Source organism: Microcoleus sp. N9_A1 (assembly GCF_036701795.1).
Classification (GTDB): Bacteria; Cyanobacteriota; Cyanobacteriia; order Cyanobacteriales; family Microcoleaceae; genus Microcoleus.
This window is the reverse complement of record NZ_JAUBRI010000039.1, coordinates 51,774-69,396: the sequence shown is the minus strand read 5'-3', so window position 1 is coordinate 69,396 and position 17,623 is coordinate 51,774. Positions and strand designations below refer to the sequence as shown.

The 17,623-nt window shown below is 45.2% G+C and carries 14 protein-coding genes; 7 read left to right on the top strand and 7 right to left on the bottom strand.

Annotated features, from left to right (window positions below):
• Positions 1–271: 271 nt before the first annotated feature.
• Together QUA58_RS18610 and QUA58_RS18605 are read right to left on the bottom strand one after the other, a co-directional pair.
• Positions 272–811 carry a GIY-YIG nuclease family protein gene (locus QUA58_RS18610; RefSeq protein WP_333247126.1) on the bottom strand — a complete coding sequence of 180 codons (540 nt, stop codon included), beginning with the start codon at positions 809–811 and terminating at the stop codon, positions 272–274.
• Positions 812–870: 59 nt separating this feature from the next.
• The gene (locus QUA58_RS18605) at positions 871–1,197 is read right to left on the bottom strand and encodes a hypothetical protein (protein ID WP_333395208.1); all 327 of its coding nucleotides are present in this window, start codon (positions 1,195–1,197) and stop codon (positions 871–873) included.
• 229 nt (positions 1,198–1,426) lie between these two features.
• Here QUA58_RS18605 and QUA58_RS18600 point away from each other — a divergent pair, with 229 nt between their 5' ends.
• Positions 1,427–2,227, top strand: coding sequence for a hypothetical protein (locus tag QUA58_RS18600; RefSeq protein WP_333395207.1), 801 nt, complete (start codon positions 1,427–1,429; stop codon positions 2,225–2,227).
• A gap of 94 nt (positions 2,228–2,321) precedes the next feature.
• Here the strand turns inward: QUA58_RS18600 and QUA58_RS18595 are convergent, their stop codons facing one another.
• Positions 2,322–3,185, bottom strand: a complete 864-nt coding sequence (locus tag QUA58_RS18595) for a sulfite exporter TauE/SafE family protein (RefSeq protein WP_333247131.1) — start codon at positions 3,183–3,185, stop codon at positions 2,322–2,324.
• Positions 3,186–3,377: 192 nt separating this feature from the next.
• Entirely contained in the window at positions 3,378–4,220 is an 843-nt protein-coding gene (locus tag QUA58_RS18590; protein WP_333247516.1) for a pentapeptide repeat-containing protein, read from the bottom strand.
• A gap of 412 nt (positions 4,221–4,632) precedes the next feature.
• Between QUA58_RS18590 and ilvD the strand changes: the two genes are divergently transcribed.
• From ilvD to QUA58_RS18575, 3 genes are all read left to right on the top strand, one after another.
• Positions 4,633–6,318, top strand: coding sequence for a dihydroxy-acid dehydratase (gene ilvD, locus QUA58_RS18585; protein WP_333395206.1), 1,686 nt, complete (start codon positions 4,633–4,635; stop codon positions 6,316–6,318).
• A gap of 616 nt (positions 6,319–6,934) precedes the next feature.
• Positions 6,935–7,942 (top strand): ATP-binding protein, encoded by a 1,008-nt coding sequence (locus QUA58_RS18580; RefSeq protein ID WP_333395205.1) that lies wholly within the window; start codon positions 6,935–6,937, stop codon positions 7,940–7,942.
• A gap of 19 nt (positions 7,943–7,961) precedes the next feature.
• A complete protein-coding gene (locus tag QUA58_RS18575; protein ID WP_333395204.1) occupies positions 7,962–10,454 on the top strand; it encodes a S8 family peptidase in 2,493 nt (830 codons plus the stop codon).
• A 158-nt stretch (positions 10,455–10,612) separates the two neighbouring features.
• On the opposite strand, the gene QUA58_RS18570 is transcribed toward QUA58_RS18575, so the two are convergent.
• Positions 10,613–11,140 (bottom strand): hypothetical protein, encoded by a 528-nt coding sequence (locus QUA58_RS18570; protein WP_333395203.1) that lies wholly within the window; start codon positions 11,138–11,140, stop codon positions 10,613–10,615.
• 97 nt (positions 11,141–11,237) lie between these two features.
• Between QUA58_RS18570 and QUA58_RS18565 the strand changes: the two genes are divergently transcribed.
• Together QUA58_RS18565 and QUA58_RS18560 are read left to right on the top strand one after the other, a co-directional pair.
• Positions 11,238–12,881: a GTP-binding protein gene (locus tag QUA58_RS18565; protein ID WP_333247137.1), complete on the top strand. Its 1,644-nt coding sequence runs from the start codon at positions 11,238–11,240 to the stop codon at positions 12,879–12,881.
• Positions 12,882–13,116: 235 nt separating this feature from the next.
• A complete protein-coding gene (locus QUA58_RS18560; protein WP_333247139.1) occupies positions 13,117–14,046 on the top strand; it encodes a phosphoribulokinase in 930 nt (309 codons plus the stop codon).
• A 182-nt stretch (positions 14,047–14,228) separates the two neighbouring features.
• Here the strand turns inward: QUA58_RS18560 and QUA58_RS18555 are convergent, their stop codons facing one another.
• Positions 14,229–14,435: a hypothetical protein gene (locus QUA58_RS18555; protein ID WP_333247141.1), complete on the bottom strand. Its 207-nt coding sequence runs from the start codon at positions 14,433–14,435 to the stop codon at positions 14,229–14,231.
• Positions 14,436–14,545: 110 nt separating this feature from the next.
• Between QUA58_RS18555 and QUA58_RS18550 the strand changes: the two genes are divergently transcribed.
• Positions 14,546–15,532, top strand: coding sequence for an ABC transporter ATP-binding protein (locus QUA58_RS18550; protein ID WP_445301886.1), 987 nt, complete (start codon positions 14,546–14,548; stop codon positions 15,530–15,532).
• A gap of 88 nt (positions 15,533–15,620) precedes the next feature.
• Here the strand turns inward: QUA58_RS18550 and QUA58_RS18545 are convergent, their stop codons facing one another.
• Positions 15,621–17,261 (bottom strand): NB-ARC domain-containing protein, encoded by a 1,641-nt coding sequence (locus QUA58_RS18545; protein WP_333395202.1) that lies wholly within the window; start codon positions 17,259–17,261, stop codon positions 15,621–15,623.
• Positions 17,262–17,623: the final 362 nt, after the last annotated feature.

The following is a 17,623-nucleotide window of genomic DNA, read 5'->3' as shown; positions in this document are numbered from 1 at the left end:
TGACAGTTGACAGTTGACAGTTGACAGTTGACAGTTGACAGTTGACAGTTGACAGTTGACAGTTGACAGTTGACAGTACGGGAATCAAACCATTTATGCTTGACGGGTATCGGCTCTATTCATGAGGTTATTTATGTCCGCGCCCGCTGTGGCGGTTGCTATAAATCTTAAAATGTTATAAGTTTGAAGTGAGGACTTTAGTCCTTAGAGAGAAAACTGAAGTCCTCACTACAAACAGGGTTGATTGTGGGGGATTAACCTGATATCGCAGTTACTTTAAATCCAGCAATCCGCTAGTTTTCAGCTTGGGATTAAACCGAATTTCTTCAGTTACACCGCGAGATTTGAGGAGCGAGAAAATTTCATTTTCCACCCGCCGCGCTACATTTTTCAACAATTTATCTTTGGCAATTTCATCGGCGAAAATACCTTCATAATTTGCTGTTTCTTGGGCAGTCATCACAGTTTTGGTGTCGATGGGATCGTTCCACTTGGCAGCATCGGCACCGTTACCCTGGGGTTGGGAACCGTTTTCGGCAATCCAACTTTCTCTAATGCTTTCCAGGATAGTGCGGCTGGGCTTGTCAATAGTTTGGACTTTCAGCCAGTAGCAATACTGGGTTTGGCGTACCAAATGCTGTTTAAGGCTGAGGTAAATGTCGCGAGAATAGCCGACAAATTGCAGGACTTTCTCGCTGTCAAAAATTGCGTAAACGCCGATTTTTCCCTGGACAAAATCGGGCAATTTCCCCTCGGAGTCTATGTATGGAATGAATTCTAAGCTGGCGAGAGATTGAATGTCTTCTGTCATCCGATTTTAGATTTTAGATTTTAGATTTTAGATTAAACCACAGATTAACCAGCCTTTACCTAACTCTTAAAAACTCGATAAACGGCACAGAGGCGGCTGGGTTTAAATATTTTGGCTTGGAACATGAAATTAGGCGGGACGTTGACGATCGCAAAATCGCTCGATTCATGATACTTTTCAAATTCTGCAGGCATTCCCTTCGGCGTCTCGCTGCTGTAAGGGACTGGCTGAAAAAGTAACTCGGCAAACTCAATGCGCGAGCATTGCAATTGTAGCGCTATTTGTTTGACAAAGCTTTCACCTGTTAACAAACCGAACAGTGCAGTTTTAGCTTCTGGTTCGAGGACAAAACTGCTATCGTAGCTTTCAATAATCTTAAGACCCATTTTCTGTATACTCCTGACAGATGGCGGTTAACGGTTATTGGTTAACTGTTGAGCGATCGACTTAATCCTGAATTTTACCTGAGATTGACGGTTTTGAAGGCAGAAGGTATTCGGCAGGAGGTCAATAAAAATACCACAATCCCGAAAATTTGACAAATAGCCCTGATTTATTTGCCGATCGCTTTTATCATGTCCGTATCGCCATCTATCCGACTACGACTAAAAGGCTATGCAGAAGATTGAAAAAGCATCATTCCCAGCTTTGAGAAGTACCCCGAACCAGCCGGACTGGCTAGAATTGGTAGAATACGCCTCTGTTGCTGGTTCAGCGATTGGCACGATTGCTGCTGGATTGTCGGGCCAAATTGTCTACGCTGCCGCCCCCTTAACCGCAGCACTCTCGCTAAATATCGCCAATCGCCAGCGTTTCGAGCAACAAATGCAACAAAAGACAAATTCTGCGATTACGCACGTACAGGCCGCAGTAGAACGTCGCTCGCACCAAGTTCAGATACTACCTGGAGAACCTGCGGAGCTCTACACCGCCGTCTCCGACTTGCAGCAGAAACTCCTCGGTTTGGAATCCGGCGTCATCGCCGAGGTACAAGCTGCCGTAGCCTCTCTCGAACGCCAAGCCCAGGCGCTGCCGGCAGATTCTCAGGATTTCAACACGCAACTGTCGGATTTGCAGCAAAAACTCCGCATTTTGGAAACTAGCGCCCTCAGAGAGCATGATTGGGAAAATGTCAACGTCAGATTTTTATTGATGGGCGAAAAGTTAACTGAAGTTAAAACTATTACGGCTCAGTTACAGGAGCGATCGACTGAAGTAGACTTGAATGAAATCCAAGGTTCTCTGAAGCAATTGCAGGATTTGCTCGATCGACCCACAATAGACACAGGGATGTTGCAAACCGAGATTCAGCATTTGCAGCAGCAAGTTTCCGAGTTGCAGAGGCAAAATCAAGAAATTGTCAAGCCTTATTTGCAGCGTCTGACTCGCGCCGTGAAGAAACTATCAACAAATTAGTCTTACTTATTCGTTTTTCGTAGGGTGCAGCGCGGGCACCTTCCCGGATTTTTTCGTAGGGGGCTCTTCTGCCGCGCACCTTACCCATTACCAATTACCCATTGCTAAATTTTTGCCAAGCTTGCCAGAAAACATAGAGCGATAATACTGCCAAGAGCGATCGAAAAGCTAAACTAATAGTGCGATCGGGCAATCTCGGCAAAAACCGCGTGCTCACCTGCGCGCCCAACAAACCGCCGCCGCCCAGAATCAACCCCACAACCCACAAAACATTCCCGCGCGCCGCGTGTCCAGCCGTCGCCGAAATAGCAGTGATGACGATGACGCCCAAGCTGGTTTGAATTGCGGTTTTAATGCTTTCTCCTAACAGCAAAATTTGCAGGGGAACCATAATTACGCCGCCGCCTACGCCGAACAAACCCGCTAATAAACCTGCCGCACTGCCGGTAGCAATTTTAGCAAAAGTTGGATTGAATAAAATATTTGAATTATTGGGTAATTCGTGATTGGTAATTGGTAATTGAGCATTTTCTCGTTGTCCCGCTTGTCCTCCCAGTTCCCCTTGTTCTAGTTCCGGTTTCTTCTTAGCTGTCAGGCGCTTGCGAACTTCAATCAAATAAATATTCAGCCACAGCAACAACCCAAAAGTAAGTAACAGCAAGTAAGGCGGAAATATCCCCGCCAAATAAGCACCGATTTGTGCTGTAATGACGGCGGGAAATCCGATGCCTGCGACTTGGCTCAAGCTGAGGTAGCCCATGCGCCAATTCTGGATGCTGCCAGAAATAGCTGTAATGACGATCGACAAACCGCTAGTAGCAACCGCTTGCACGGGAGCATAATTGAGAGCCACCAACAAAGGCACGAGCACCGTACCGCCGCCAATACCCAAAAATCCAGCTAGAATTCCGGCAAAAATTCCCGCCGCAACCAGAATCAATAATTCACTGACAGTCATTATATCAAGTCCGGTTAATTGGTAATAAAACCTCTACGGGCATAGGGCATTGGCCAAACAGGGGATAGGGCATCTTGCCCGCTCGCGAAGTCGAAGGGTGGGCATTGGGCATTGGGCATGATCGGACAAAAGTATGATAACTATTCAACCGGACATGATATTAGTCAACTGTCAACTGTCAACTGTCAACTGTCAACTGTCATTAGTCGTGCCGTCGGGCATAATTGCCCGCCTCAAATCTGCATCGCGGAAGTTAGTTCGATTGAGATTAGCATCAATCAAAACCGCTTCCAACAAAACAGCCCCGCTAAAATTAGACCAGCACAGCTTGGCCCGGTACAAATTAGCACCGCTCAAATTAGCTTTTGCTAGCGTTGACCAACTCACATTAGCAACCCTCAAATTAGCATTGCTCAGATTAGCTTCGCTCAGATTAGCTCCCACCATCGTTACTTGGCGCAAGTCTGCACCAGTCAGGTTAGCCCCGCTGAGCATCGCCCCGCTGAGAATTGCCTGATTCAGGTTAGCTCTTTCTAAAAGCGACTCGCTGAGGATGGCATTTGTCAGGTTTACCGCTTTGAGAGTTGACCAACTCAAATTTGCCTTCATCAAATTAATGCGAATCATGCTAGCGTCGGTTAAGTTGGCCGCAAACAAATTCGCTTCAGTAAAGTTGGCTTCGGTCAAATTAGCTTCGGTCAAATTAGCCTTGGTCATGTTGACTTCTCTGGCCATTGAGCCGCGCAGGTTGGCTCCCATCAGGTTAGCCCCGCTGAGATTGGCGCGGCTCAAATCGGTACCGATGAGATTTGCTTCGGTGAGGTTGGCTTCCGTCAAGTCCACCCCTGCCAATTTCACCTCGCGCAAGTTCGCTCCCGTCAGGTTAGCGCCTTTGAGGTTTGCGTCTTGGAAATTCGATCTGGTAAAGTTAGCCTCGCTGAGGTTTACCCCTTTTAAGTCGGCCCCGACGAGGTTAATCTCTCGAAAATTTCTTTCTCCGGCCGCATATTGCCTCAGAATTCGATCGGCCTCCATGTCATTCGCCTCGCAATTTTTTTTAAACGTTAGAGTGATGGGTGTTACCACATCATCCCAGATAACTACGGTATTCACTCTGCACGCTGTACTATCTGTAGAATCTTTGCATTGCTTTCCTGGCAATGCTGTGCTACTCGCTCCTAAAGGGCCTGACAAATATCAACGCTTCTGAGAAAATCAACAATAGGGTAAAACTCTCGGGACTGGACACTCAGTCAGTCGATTTTAGATTTTAGATTTTAGATTTGCTCCACAGATTCATCTGGGAGCCGGAACTTTGGTCTAAAATTATGGGCTCACCACGACGATTATCGGAAACTTGTATCCGTTTTTGGGCGAGCTGGCAGTTGACAACTGACAACTGTTAACTGTCAACTGTCAACTATCAACAGAGAAAGGAAATTTTAAAATGCCTGAAAATTTGAGAAGCCAAGCTGTGACTGGGGGCGTGCAGCGCGCGCCCAACCGAGCAATGCTGCGGGCAGTCGGTTTTGGTGACGGCGATTTCACTAAGCCGATTGTGGGGATTGCCAACGGGTACAGCACGATTACGCCCTGCAATATGGGATTGAACGAGCTCGCTTTGCGGGCTATTGCGGGTGCAAGGGAAGCTGGGGCGATGCCGCAGATGTTCGGTACGATTACTATCAGCGACGGGATCTCGATGGGAACTCAAGGGATGAAATATTCTCTGGTGTCGAGAGATGTAATTGCTGATTCCATCGAAACTGTTTGCAACGGCCAAAGTATGGACGGGGTGCTGGCTGTCGGCGGTTGCGATAAGAATATGCCGGGGGCGATGATTGCGATCGCCCGCATGAACATTCCTGCTATTTTTGTTTACGGCGGCACGATCAAACCCGGACACTACAACGGACGGGATTTAACCGTTGTCAGCGCTTTTGAAGCAGTCGGTCAATTCAGCGCGGGCAAAATTGACGAAACAGAACTCAATGCAGTGGAACAGAATGCTTGTCCGGGTGCGGGTTCTTGCGGCGGAATGTTCACAGCAAATACGATGTCGAGCGCTTTTGAAGCGATGGGCATGAGTTTGCCTTATTCTTCGACAATGGCTGCTGAGGATGCCGAAAAAGCTGATAGCGCTGAGGAATCTGCCAAAGTTTTGGTGGAAGCGGTTCGGAAACAGTTGTTACCGAGCCAAATTTTGACACGCAAGGCCTTTGAAAATGCGATCGCGGTAATTATGGCGATCGGCGGTTCAACCAACGCTGTGCTGCATTTATTGGCGATTTCAAATACGATCGGCGTTGAACTGTGCCTCGACGATTTTGAAACAATTCGAGCCAAAGTGCCAGTCTTGTGCGACCTCAAACCAAGCGGCAAATACGTAGCCGTCGATTTGCACAAAGCCGGCGGCATTCCGCAAGTCATGAAAATGCTTTTGGAACGCGGCTTGCTACACGGCGATGCGCTGACAATTACCGGCCAAACTATTGCTGAAGTGTTAGCAGATATTCCCGCCGAACCGCGCGCTGACCAAGATGTCATCCGCCCTTGGAATAACCCGATGTACGCCCAAGGACATTTAGCAATTCTCAGGGGAAATTTGGCAACAGAAGGAGCCGTTGCTAAAATTACAGGTGTTAAAACACCAAAAATTACCGGCCCAGCGCGGGTATTTGAATCGGAAGAAAATTGTTTGGCTGCAATTTTGGCTGGAAAAATCAAAGCCGGAGATGTGATTGTCATCCGCTACGAAGGGCCCAAAGGCGGGCCGGGAATGCGCGAAATGTTAGCACCAACTTCGGCAATAATTGGTGCAGGTTTAAGCGATTCTGTCGGCTTAATTACTGACGGCCGCTTCTCTGGCGGAAGCTACGGCAGGGTTGTCGGTCACGTTGCACCCGAAGCGCAAGTTGGCGGCACAATTGCTCTGGTAAAAGAGGGCGATTCGATTACAATTGATGCTCAAAATCGCTTGTTGCAGCTCAATGTTTCTGATGCAGAATTGGAGCAGCGGCGCGCTCTTTGGCAGCCTCCTAAACCTCGCTATACTAGGGGCGTTTTGGCTAAATACGCTAAATTGGTTTCTTCTAGCAGTGTGGGTGCTGTGACTGATTTAGGTTTGGGTTAAAGTAGAAATTTTTGTAACCGCAGATGAAGGCAGATCAACGCAGATCAACGCAGATAAAATCCTATTTGCGTTCATCTGTGTCCATCCGCTGATATCTGCGGTTACAAAATTCCCAAATTAACTGCGCTGATTCAAAAAGCGGCTTGCCATCGACATTGCGTGGGTTTGGGTTAAAGTAGAAGTTTTTGTAACCGCAGATGAAGGCAGATCAACGCAGATGAACGCAGATCAAATCCTATCTGCGTTCATCTGTGTCCATCCGCTGATATCTGCGGTTACAAAAATCAGAATCTAACTAACTGGCTACGATCGGGATATCATCAACGAACCATCAGAAGTCTATCCAATATTTATAATTAGTGAGGCTATTTAAAAAAGCTTGAGTTTATTTTATAACTTAAGATAATATTTGAAGAACAAAGAAGAGCGGGTAAGGCAATAAAATAGTTCACAATAAAAATCTAAGATAGCTATAAACAGAGAGTTTCAATTGCTATTAAACTGGATATTGAAGCTCTACAATAAATCGATAGATTATGGTTTCCATGTTGACTTTTTAGGAAATATGCAGTATATTTAATTAAGGTATATAAACTGTTTAACTCGCATTTTAATTATGGCGCGTGGCGAAATCCTCAGAAAACTCTTCAAAAGCTTCTCTCATAACGAGAGAGAAGGGTTTTTGGCTGCCGCCATGGAAATTATTGAAGAAGAAAGAAATAAAAATCACCTCTTACTTGCTAGAGACTTGGAAAAGCTGCTTCAAAACGGCAATGGATACATCAAACCCCTAGCTGCTAACCCGACTCCCTGGAACCAATTTCCTGAGCCTCCTAAAGACAAGGATACTGGACTTGCCTTGCTTGATGTCAAACAATTTGACCTTACTTGGGAGCACATCGTACTGAGTGAAAAAAATTTTGATGTCCTGCAAGAAATCGTCCTCGAAAATCGTAAACAAGATATCCTTGTAGCCTATAACCTCAAGCCCAAAAGCAAATTACTTTTTTGTGGCCCACCAGGATGTGGTAAAACTCAAACTGCAAAAATCCTATCTAGCGCCTTGGGGCTGCCGCTTGTTTATGTGAACCTAACAGCGGTATTCTCTTCTTACTTGGGTCAAACTGCAACCAACCTTCAGAAAATTTTTACATACATTGAAAAGGGTGAGTGGGTTGTTTTGTTTGATGAATTTGATGCTATAGCCCGCGATCGCGATAACTTAAATGAACATGGTGAAGTCAAACGCCTAGTGAATAGCTTGTTACAGTTGATCGATAATGTGACAAATCAAAGTATATTCGTCGCTGCTACCAATCACGAAAAACTACTGGATAGTGCCGTATGGCGACGATTTGATGAAGTTATTTTCTTCGATAATCCAACGGTTGAACTGCGGACGGCGCTTTTAAGTCGCTATCTGTCGGCGATCCGTTATACTATTAATCTATCTACCTTTGCAGCTCGGCTTGAAAGTGCTACTGGAGCAGATATCGAACGGATCTGCTCAGATGCAATTAAAGCCGTGGTTCTGCGAGGAGAACGTACCCTGACTGCTGATGATTTAGAGGTGGCAATTGGGCGTTTTCTAGAAAGACAAAGTATAATAGCAAACTCTCAATAATTATTTACGTCTAATCATAATGGTAAGTAAGTTCGATCACCTGAAATTACCCCGAATAGTAAACATTGAATCACCTCGACGCTCTGCTCGTGGTTTTGGTGGTCAAAGACGTACTGATGTTACTGGACACGGCAAACAGCTATTAGGTCAAATCTCTACCTTGATTGAGCCTATTAAGCAAAATGCCAGCCCCTTCCGTCTCGATCCAAAATTAATTTTTAAGATTAAAATTGCTAAAAAATGCTATTTCTCAGAAGACATGGTGACTCAAGCAGGACTAAATTTACTAGCTTGTGAACCGAATAAAGCCATCGTTGTCTTTTCATCCGACAATCAGCTAACTGAATTCAAGAGACGGTTAGAAAATTACAGTCAAATTCAAGATGGCCCGAAGTATGAATATTTAGGAGCGATTGATGAGCTAGTGCCCCTCGAACGTGAAGATCGTATTGGTCGTTTGTTGGAGCTAAAGCCTGTACAATTAGATGAAATTGCCGCCTTAGATTTGGAACTTTGGCACACAGGCGATCGCAAAGAGATGCGAAAGTATTTAGATGATATCGCCGAAGTGCTAGAGAGCTTAGCCAGCGATACTGCTCTTATGAGAATGAGCGATCGCTACATAGGTGAATATCTGTGTATTGCTCGGATTAAAGTCACCCACGAAGTTTTAGAGCTTTTGCTGGAAGAGAAAATCGTTAAAGAAATCGATCGCCCTCCCCAACCTGCATTTGAAACAAATGCTGATTATAATCTGCCAATTTCTGATTTTCCCGAAGTTGTTGCCCCACCTGAAGATAATTGCGGTATTCTGGTTATTGATTCCGGTGTACAGCGTGGTCATCCTTTAATTGCTCCGGTGTTGGGTGAAACTGAAGTATTCCCAGATGCGAAAAGGGAATTCATAAGAGGTGGCTCTGACGATGTAAATGGACATGGTACTAATGTCGCTGGAATTGCTATCTATGGAAATCTTGAAAACTGCATTAAACAGCGTTCATTCGATCCAACAGCTTGGCTATTCTCGGCCCGTGTGACAAACGAAAAAAACGAATATGATGAAGACCTTCTTGTAGAAACTCAACTCGATCAAGCCATTCGTGCTTTTGTTGAACAGTATCCCAATTGCAAAGTAATCAATATATCGCTAGGTAACGCTCACCAAATTTACCGAGATGGGCTGAAGCAGTTTCGATTAGCTGCGAAGATAGATGAAATTGCTTATGACTACCAAGATAAAAATATTGTTTTTGTGATTTCAGCAGGCAATGCTTTTTATGAAGAGGCTAAATCAGATGAGCAACTACGGACTGATTACCCAAATTATCTGCTGAAAAAGAGCGCTCGAATTATCGATCCAGCGACTTCAGCAATTGCCATAACCGTAGGTTCTTTATCATTTGGTCGCGGTAGTATTACAGAACCTTCTGATGTTCGTCGTCAGGCGATCGCAAAACTATCAGGATACCCGTCTCCGTTTACTAGAACTGGTTTTGGGGTCGATGGAATGATTAAGCCTGATGTTGTAGATTTTGGTGGAGATTTGGTGTTAGACCTTAGTTATCGAGAAAGTCTGGATTTACCTAAAAGCAATGTATTGCCAGATAATGTAGCTGGAGTTTCTGTTGTTACTCTATCCAAAGATTTGAAAAGTTCTTTATTTCAAATCTGTAGTGGTACAAGTTTTGCAGCTCCTCGTGTTGCCAATATTGCTGCTCAACTTTTCACAAACTATCCAAATGCCAGTTCTAATCTCATTCGGGCGCTTATTGTCAACTCGGCGATTATTCCTAAAGAAATTCCGCCAGAATTTGAATGTAACAAGAAGCAGTCTCAAAGTGAAAATACAAAACAAATTAAAAAGCAGTTAGCCATCTATGGTTATGGACAGGCTGACTTAGAACGTGCAATGTATTCTGCTGAAAACTACGTTGTTTTATCAGAAGATAATGTTTTCATCAAATTAGGATATTTTCATCTTTACGAAATCCCCCAATTGCCACCTGAATTTTTCAAAGTAAAAGGCACTCGTAGATTGTCAATTACCTTAGCCTTTGATCCGCCAACTCGCCCAACTCGTGGAGACTCATATCTAGGAGTCACAATGGAATTTGAACTTTTTAAAGGAATCGATCGTGAAATTGTTAGGACGGCTTATGAATCTGCTAGCAAGACAAGTTCTCCTGATGAGTCTACCGACAATACAAAAGGAAAGTTAAAGAAAAAACATGGGGCTGGGATTGAAGTTAAATTGTCTCCAAGCTCCAATCTTCGCAAGAAAGGAACAGTCCAAAGGGGACAAGTAGAAATAACGTCGCAATCAACAAAATATGATGACGGGCCCATGACGCTAATTGTCAGTTGTAATCGTAAATGGGCAAAATCAGATGAAATCGAAATGCAGCGTTATGCGTTAGTTGCTTGCATTAGCCATTCCGATCCTGAAGTTGATTTATATAATCGTATGCAAATTCAAATTTCCCAGAGAGAGAGAGAAAGAGCAAGAGTTTAACTGATGATGGGGTAGTCTAAGTCACTCCACTAAAACAGTATAAGAGACACAAATTTAGGTATAATTTGTGTTAATGATGTCAGCAGACTTTCCATCATGTCAAACTCCGCAATTTAGATCGATCGCCCGTTAATCTCTCTCTCCAAAATCTCAGGAAATTAGCGCTGATTCAAAAAGCGACTTGCCATCGACATTGCGTCAGTAATATCTACATCACCGTCTCCATCTGCATCTAAAAACGTATTCAAAACGGGATTGCTGCCTTGGGCTGGGTTTTGGGCGTTGCTGCCGGTTTTTAGCAAATTCAGCACCAGCGGCACCAAAACAGGTATCATCGCCTGCACTGTGGAATTATTCAAACCGGTTCTGTGGGCGATATCGTTCACTATCTGCGTCAGTTGGCCGACTCCGAACAAACTCTGTACCGCCTGCGGATTGGGACTTGTGCCGCTAAATTGGTTGACAAGTTGTTGAGCTTGTGCGTCTCCTGACTGCGATCGCACGTCTTGCAATGCCGATCGCACGTATCCGCCCAAAACCGACATTGCTAGCTGAGTCGTACCCGTATTGACGCCCTGGTTGCCGCTCAACTGCTCTACCGCACCGAGAATGTTGCCCAACTGATTGGGGTTTGCTTGTTGGTTGGGATTGTCGATCGCGCTTAAGATTTGGTCAAATAGTCCCATAATTTTTGCTCCTTGCTGTGATTGCTAAACTATAGATCAGAAGATTTAAGAAAATGTAAAAATCAAACCATCAAGCCTTTTATTTGCCGCTTTCCTCATGCCTTTGCCACGCCTGTTAACCTTAATTGCTGCTTTCTGCCTCGCCCTGGGGCTGATTATTGGGCTGGTGAGTTCCTTAACAGGGCTTTACAGTCAAGTTGCGTGGTCTGCTTCTCCGCTGCTGGCTAATTTGCTGATTTTCCTGATAATTGTACTTTTGGGAACCCTAATTTTTGCGCTGGTTTACTATTTTAGGCTGCTGCAACGCCCTCAGAAAGTTAAGGGAAAACGGCCGATTACTCCGAAGGTTCCTGTTGTAAAAAGTGAAGCTGCTTCGGAAAATCTCAAAGCAATTCGGCAACAAGTCGATCGCATTCAAGATGAAGTAGCGCGGCAAGCTTTGCTGTTGAGAGCTCGCGAAATTGAAGCTAGCATGGCTCGCGGCAGCGTTCGAGTAGTTGTTTTCGGCACCGGTTCTGCAGGCAAAACTTCCGCTGTCAATGCGCTGGTGGGGCGGATGGCGGGACAGGTGGGCGCGCCGATGGGAACTACCGAAGTTGGGGAAACTTACACTCTGAAATTGAAAGGAATCGATCGCGAATTAGCAATTACTGATACCCCAGGTATCTTGGAAGCGGGAGTTGCGGGGACTTACAGAGAGGAATTGGCTCGGCAGTTGGCGGCGAGGGCAGATTTGATCTTATTTGTTTTGGACGGCGATTTACGAAAATCCGAGTACGAACCGCTACGGACTTTGGCGGAAATTGGCAAAAGGTCGATCGTGGTTTTTAATAAAGTTGACCTTTATCCCGACACCGACAGAGATGAAATTCTCACTAGGCTGCAGCAGCGAGTCAAAGGTTTTGTATCAGCAATGGATGTAGTTGCAATTAGCGCCAACCCGCAAAAATTTGTACTAGAAAGTGGCACAATATTTCAACCAGACCCGGATATGATGCCATTAATTCGGCGCATCGCTGCAATTTTGCGAGCCGAAGGCGAAGACTTAATTGCAGACAATATTTTGCTGCAATCTCAGCACTTGGGAGACCAAGCGCGCAAGTTAATTGATGCTCAAAGAAGGCGGCAAGCTGATAAGGCAGTAGAGCGATTTCAGTGGATCGGAGCCGGAGTAATTGCGGTAACGCCTTTGCCAGTTTTGGATTTGTTAGCGACAGCAGCAGTTAACGCTCAAATGGTAGTAGAAATTGCCAAGATTTACGGCTGCGAATTAAATATCGATCGCGCCAAAGAATTAGCCTTGTCTCTAGCAAAAACCCTAGCAAGTTTGGGAATAGTTGAAGGCGTAATTCAAGTAGTTTCAAGGGCGCTGCAATTAAGCGTAGCTGGGTTTGTGCTCGGCAAAGCAATTCAAGCAGTCAGCGCCGCTTATTTAACCAGAATTGCCGGCAAAAGTTTTATTGAATATTTCCGACACGACCAAGATTGGGGCGACGGCGGCATCGCCGAAGTTGTGCAAAGGCAGTTTCAGTTAAACCGGAAAGACGAGTTTGTCAAAGCATTTGTCAAAGATGCGATCGCCCGCGTTGTCGAACCTCTGAACATTTATCAGCAGGAATCGGAACCAGAATTAGAAATGTCAGCGGAATTGGAACCACAAATAGAACCAGAATCCTTGTATCAGCCGCCGCAATACGACGATTGGGAAACTTACAGCAACAAACGCAACGATGAGTGGTAATGGGCCAAACAGGGAATTGGGCAAACAGGGAATTGAGAATTGGGTAATTACGATCATTCAATGAGATGTTCCCTGAGTATGCTTTGTTGAATTTTATTAAGAAATTTTACAATAATTTTACACATGGGGGAGACTCCGGGGGGATCAAGTCAAACCGAGCGATCGGATCGAACACAATTTTGATAAAATTTAAGATTGACAACAAAATTTGCTATTGTGCGTCCGGGTAAAAACAATGAGCGATCGACCAATTATTCTCGGTATTGTCGGAGACAGCGCAGCGGGCAAAACCACCCTGACGCGGGGAATTGCCCAAGTATTGGGGCCAGAAAATGTCACTGTGATTTGCACTGACGACTATCATCGCTACGACAGAAAGCAGCGGGCCGAAATCGGAATCACAGCATTGCATCCCGACTGCAATTACCTCGACATCATGCAGCAGCACCTCAGCCTGCTACGTACCGGACAAGCAATTCTCAAACCCATCTACAACCACACGACAGGTACATTCGACCCGCCGGAATACATCAAGCCCAGCAAATTTGTAATAGTTGAAGGTTTGCTGGGTTACGCAACCCGAACAATCCGCGATTCTTACGACGTAAAAGTGTATCTGGCTCCTCCCGAAGAGTTGCGAACTCAGTGGAAAGTTAAGCGCGATATCATGAAGCGCGGTTATACTGAAGAACAGGTGCTTGCAGAAATAAAAAAACGGGAATCCGACTCTGAAGACTTCATTCGTCCTCAGCGCAAATCGGCCGACGTTGTAGTTAGTTTTTACCCGCCAGAAGCGGACAATGAATCGAATTTGAGCGTCCGTTTAGTGCTCAGACCGACAATTCCTCACCCTGATTTTACTGAGATTTTAGGTCGAGGCAGCGAGAGTTTTAAACCTGCAATTCGCTTGGGACTCGATCGGGATATGGGCAAACCGGTTGACGTTTTGGAAGTAGACTCCCACGCTACCAGCGAGCAAGTAAACGAACTGGAAAAGATTTTGTGCAACGAAATGCCGCACCTGCGGGGATTTTGTTCTACCGAAGGCAATCCCGAAATTGGCAAACTGATCGGCACAACTGGCGAAGTTTTGCAAAGTTACCCGCTAGCTTTGACGCAGTTGCTAGTTGCATATCACATGATTAAAGCAATTCATTTGTATTAAGCTGTACTGCATTTAAATTGCATATTCGGGCGGGCTAGAAGCCCACCCCACAAGAGTTGGATTATTTCTGTAGTTATTGTAGGGTGTGTCAGGGGGGGATTATTAGTTTATAGTCAAAACATTCTGCCCTGACGCACCCTACAAACTGGCGAAATTGCGGAATTTTAACTGTATTATTTGTGTCACAATTGAGGATAAATCGTCAGTGCTGGCAAAGTCAGATTAATAGTAGCCAATTGCTGAAGTGGCATGGAGACTGGCAACTGACTTTGAGGTGCGGGCAGCATTTCGCCTCGGAAGTCCAGGATGGTGACGAGTAGCAGGTAGGCAAGTGCTAGCATTATAGAAATCACGCCGGTGATAATAGCAATAATTTTTGAACGATCCATATTCAGATAATTTTAAGTGCAGCTAAGATTAGTTTAACATTAAAAAGAGCAATTATGACGAAACTTATGCAATAGAATATAATCAGGTGCTACTTATTTAGATGACGAAAATGGAACCTTTTATAGATGCGCCAACTTCCACCGAGATGCCCGGAGCTACCCCAGTGGTGGAAATATTTAATCTGGGGAAGTTCTACCGTACCGGCTTCTGGATGAACGAAAAAATAGAATCGCTCAAAAGTTGCACTCTGACTGTTTCTGAGGGGGAAACTTTCGGGTTGTTAGGGCAGAATGGAGCGGGAAAAACTACGCTGCTGAAGACTTTGCTGGGGATAGCGCGGCCGACTTCTGGCAGGGGGCTGCTGTTGGGGAGGCCTTTGGGCGATCGCAACGTGAAGCGGCGAGTCGGCTATTTGCCAGAAAATCCCTACTTTTACGATTATCTCACGGGCTGGGAATTCTTGCAATTTGCGGCGGGCTTGTTTGAAATTCCCCGCTCGATTCAGCGGCAGCGAATTCCGCATTTGTTAGACTTAGTTGGGCTATCTCAATCGGCGGCAATCAAAAAACAGTTGCGCCAGTATTCTAAGGGAATGCTGCAACGGATCGGCATGGCTCAAGCTTTGATTAACAATCCAGATGTGGTATTTTTGGATGAGCCGATGTCTGGTTTAGATCCGATGGGGCGCTATCAGATGCGGGAGATAATTTTATCGCTAAAAAATCAAGGAAAAACGATTTTTTTTAATTCGCACGTACTGTCGGATGTGGAGAAGATTTGCGATCGGGTGGCAATTTTGGCTCGCGGTGAGTTAATCTGTATTGGTGCGATCGACGAACTTCTCGGAAATACTGAAACTTACCGGGTTGAAGGTAGGGGCGGCCACTTGAATATCCTGCAAAAATGGATACCGGATATGGAAGTTGATAATGATTTGTGGTACGGTCATTTGCAGGGCGAACCGAAGGAGTTTATTTCTAGTCTGAGCGCGACGGGAGGGCAGCTAATTGGGATGAATTTGGCTAAGCCTTCTTTGGAAGAGTTTTTTATGCAGCAACTTCAAGAAAGAGGCATTTATTCCAGCAGTAGAAGTTGATAAAATCGGCGGTTGAAACCGCGACTACACATACAAAGTCCGCCTTCGCGGACTAAGAAAACGGGCAAGATGCCCGTTCCACAAGAGTTTAATTTTCTTGTGGGGTGGGCATCTTGCCCGCCTCTGAAAGGCTAATATTTTTTACTTCCTTTAACAATGGCAACTGTAGATTTGCACATACTAACTCTGCACAATTCCACTGCCGCAAATACTCACAAACTTCAGAAATAATCGCATTTGCTGCATCTAAATCTTGTGCTTGAGAGGCATGATAGTGCGCTCTAATTAAGGGCTTAATATCCTCGATATCTTGCCATTCCGATTCCGGTTTGAGCGGAATACTGATATAATAACTATAAGCTTGGCTGTGGGCGGTACGGAAACTTTCGGGATTTTGATTTAGCAGGTACTCGCCCTTTTCTCGGACTAGCGGATGCAAGTGATAGGATTTGAGATGGCGATCGTAATATAGCAATTGTCGGCGCTTGAGTGCTTGAATAATATTTTCTTTAAGTTCATACTTGCTAAATTCTGGCATTTGAGCGCTAATTCCTGCAAAAGATAGCGGATATTCTGAAGTTTGATAGACAGAAATTCGGCTGAGACAAGTTTGCTCGCCTTCGCCCAGACGTGCTATCATTTCATCGATCGCTCTTTCAATATCTCGAATCAGCAACCAGTCTCTCTGGTGCAGAAAAATCCCGACATTTCCCTGAAACTCGGTATCATCTCGAATCAAGGCTGCGACGAGTTGTAAGGCTTTGGGATGTCCAGAATAGCGATCGCACATTTCGGCTAATTCTTCTGGATTTGCAGTCAGATTAAAAGATTGCAATAGGGCAACTGCGGCATCTCGATCCAATCCGTTTAGCTGGATTTCGCGGGTGACTGTTGACGGCAATTCGGCTAAGCTTTCGCGACTGGTGAAAATAATTTTGCTTTGATGTTCTGTTTCTAATAGTTGTTTGAATAACCAAGCATATTCTGCACAATCGTCGGCGAAATAACCCGCCGCTTTTGCCTCTCCTGCTTTCAAAAGTGTGTCGGCGCGATCGAAAACGAGCAAGCAAGGTTTTTCTCTGAGGATTTTGAGCAGATTTTCGGTTTTTTTGCCACAGTCATTTTGAGCGTTGACGGCTGCGGTAATGTCGCCGTTGGAGAGGGTGAATAGCAGGGAGTCAATTGTGCGATCGAAGGGGGGTGCTTTGCCTGTTGCGGATTGCAAGGATTGCCAAGCGGCGCAGGTGAAGGGGGTATTTTCTGTGTGGAGTTGGCGAATTAGTTGGCTGACGAGGCTGGTTTTTCCGATTCCCGGTAATCCGACAATTGAGATGGCGGTGATATCTGAGTTAATGATAGTAGTTTTTAAGATATCGAGTTCTTTGGTGCGCTGTACCCAATTTCTGACGGGGGGTAAGTTTTCTGGGAGGGGGAAAGTGCGATCGGTTTGGTTGTCTAGGGGGATATCTGTGATCGCGGCTGATAGTAATTCTGGTTCCTGAATTTCTCGCGCAACAATGTCTTGCCAGTTTTTCACACCTACAGCTTTGCAAATGTGTATAAAAGTCTCTCGTCTAATTGGTTGCTGTGTCCAAAATCGCTTTAAAGTTGCTTTTGAAGTGAGAGCAGCCTGACACCAGAGCTCATCTGCTTTATTCCATCCGAGATTGCGTCTTACCATGTCAATGATTTTTAGCCCTTCTTCGGATGCTCTGAGCAAACCTGCCATTGCGATTCCTCTACGGAAATTATGCCTTAGTAAAGAATATTACATGATTTTGTGAGCCAAATGAGCCAAATGAGCCAAGTGAGCCTTTGATGTTGAGCCAAATGGTGAGCCGTTAAGCCTATACAGATTCAGGATTGTGGAGTATTGTGAAATGATGTGTTTGGCTGTCAGCTACGTTTGACGGTGCATCTGGCGGGCGATCGGGGATACAGCTTATCTGCTGTTGGAGCAATGTAAAGTTTTATTACAAAAACTGGGCGAACTGCATAAAAAGCAGAGGAAGGCCCTGAGAGATATATAGGAAGGCTTGCAAGGCGGGCTTTGCTGGTTTTGACGTAACTATATTTTTGAGGAGATTATCA